General features: G+C 52.4%; 3 protein-coding genes. 1 reads left to right on the top strand and 2 read right to left on the bottom strand.

Annotated features, from left to right (window positions below; all coding sequences use genetic code 11):
• Positions 1 to 466: Gfo/Idh/MocA family oxidoreductase (locus AB1656_00720; protein MEW6233883.1), on the bottom strand; the 466-nt coding region annotated here is incomplete at its 3' end.
• Positions 467 to 551: 85 nt separating this feature from the next.
• Positions 552 to 1,436 carry an SDR family oxidoreductase gene (locus AB1656_00715; protein ID MEW6233882.1) on the bottom strand — a complete coding sequence of 295 codons (885 nt, stop codon included), beginning with the start codon at positions 1,434 to 1,436 and terminating at the stop codon, positions 552 to 554.
• A 165-nt stretch (positions 1,437 to 1,601) separates the two neighbouring features.
• Between AB1656_00715 and AB1656_00710 the strand changes: the two genes are divergently transcribed.
• Positions 1,602 to 2,283, top strand: a 682-nt coding sequence (locus AB1656_00710; protein MEW6233881.1) for a glucosamine-6-phosphate isomerase, incomplete at its 3' end; no start/stop codon positions are given.

Raw genomic sequence — 2,283 nt, 5'->3', positions numbered from 1 at the left:
GGTAATAATCGACCTCGCCGTAGAAGAGATCGCCCACGGCGCCATCGTCCAAAAGCGCCCGTAGGATAGTGAAGAGCGGATTCCAGCGCAAGACGAAACTGACGATGGATTGGGTTCGATGCTTGGCAACGCATTCCACAAGCCGCCGCAATTCGTCCAAGTTCAGCGCAATCGGTTTTTCCAAGACCAGATGAACGCCCTTTTCCGCCGCTTTTATGGCGTGCTCGACGTGAAAGTCGGGGCGGGAGGTGACGGAAAGAATATGCGGCTTCTCCTTCTCCAGCATCTCGTCCAGCGAATCGTAGCAGGGAACGGCCAGTCCGCATTCGTCCGCTTTGGCTTGCGCTTCGTCCTTCGTCAGCGAAGCCAGAGCGACAACCTCCGTGAGGGGATTGTTCTTGTACGCCCGGATATGCTCGCCGGATACCCAACCGCAGCCGATTAACGCCGCTCGATATTTTGCCATGATTCTTCTCCTCATTGAAAATATGGTGTCGAAATAAAGATGATTTTTTATACTCATCTCTCATCGCTCGTCACTGTTTTTAAAGTCATTGGTGCATACGCCAGCCGCCTCCGACATAGATAAGTTGACCGGTGATCCAACGGGCTTGCTCGGAGGCCAAGAAAACGATGGCGTCGGCAACGTCTTCCGGCTCGCCGACTCGCCGCAACGGCCCATTTTTGGAAATGGTTTCTACCATCTCTGCGGTCATGTATCCCGTTTGGATCGGCCCTGGCGCAACGATGTTTACAGTGATTCCATACGGCCCTATCTCCACGGCGGCGGAGCGGCTGTACGATTCGATAGCGTGCTTGCTGGCGGCGTAACTGATATTAGCCTCGTGACAATGCGCGGCGTCGGTGCTGATATTAATGATCCTGCCCGTTTGGGCTTTTCTCGCCAGATAGCGTTTCAAATACTCCGCCATCATCAGCGCATAGGCGCGGGCGTTGACGGCGAAAGTGATGTCGATATTAGCGGCGTTGGTTAACTGAACCTTATATTCTCCAAACCATTTATTGTCCGCGCTGGCTCGCGCGGGATCGAAGGTGTCGAGAACATCGTAAGTGTGATTGTTTACTAGAATATCCACTGGTCCTAATTTGTTTTCGCAATGATCGAACAGTATGGGAATGTTTTCGGAATCGCCGAGATCGGCTTCATGCGCGGCGGCGATTCCTCCCATTGATGCGATTTCACTTAGAATCCCATCGGCGGATTGTTGTTGCTGCGAACGGAAATATTTTTCGCCTACGATTCCCGTTTCTCGCGTTTGCTTCAATTCCGCTTCCGAATAAGGGCATTTCTCGCGGAAATACGTGATGAATATTTTCGCTTCTTGGGCGGCAAAAGCTTTCGCCGCCGCCGCGCCGATGCCGTGGTTGGCTCCTGTAATCAAAACGATTTTATTTCGCAATTGGGGATCGATCATGGTTTTCGCCTCATTTCACGCATAACCGCCTCCATGAATTTTCATTCTGCCAAAAAAAAGCCATTTCGGCCAGAGGCGGGAAGAAAGGAAATTCGCGCCCAGGTTGCTTTATTTATGAATCGTTCTTGTGGTAGGATGAGGAAAACCCAAAGGAGGCGGAAAAAAATGGCGGATATTACCATGTTGACGACGTTGAAAGGCTCGCTGTTGGAATCGTTTTACCCTAAAGGATGGAACCTGGAAAAGATCGACAAGTGCTGCTCCCTTCCCCCGGAGGATATTCTGAAACGGCAGCCTTGGTGGAACAAGGGCTTCGAGCCGGTTCAATGCGAGGCGATGGGAGAATTCGACGCCAAGATGGGCTTTGAAATCGCCCAAACGATTCGGACTTACAAAGAGCAGGGCAAGAAACTGGCGATCATTCTGCCCGTCGGCCCGATGGGCATGTATAAATGGGCGGTCTATTTTCTGAAGGAATGGAAGATCAAATGCGATCATGTCTACGGCTTCAATATGGACGAATGGGCCGATGCTCAAGGCAACACCACGCCGCCCAACGCGCCTGGCTCTTTCCAGGACGCTATGGAGAACGCCTTTTACGGACCGTTAGGAACGTTGAGCGTTCCTAAAAAACAGCGCCATTTCGCCACAAAAAAATTGCTGCCCACTTACCTCGACCGCATCGCCAACTTGCGTCAGGACGGCGCTGGTCTCGCGGTAGTCTTCGGCATTGGCCGCGTCTGCCATATCGCCTTTTGGGAGCCGCACTTCGCCGAAGAATTCACCGAGGAGGAATGGAAACAGCAAACCCATCGCCTGGGCGCCAAACTGCATCCGCTCACTATCG

The organism is Candidatus Omnitrophota bacterium, from assembly GCA_040755155.1.
Lineage (GTDB): Bacteria > Hinthialibacterota > Hinthialibacteria > Hinthialibacterales > Hinthialibacteraceae > JBFMBP01.
Note: the sequence above shows the minus strand (reverse complement) of the source record. Positions and strands in the feature narration are given on the sequence as shown.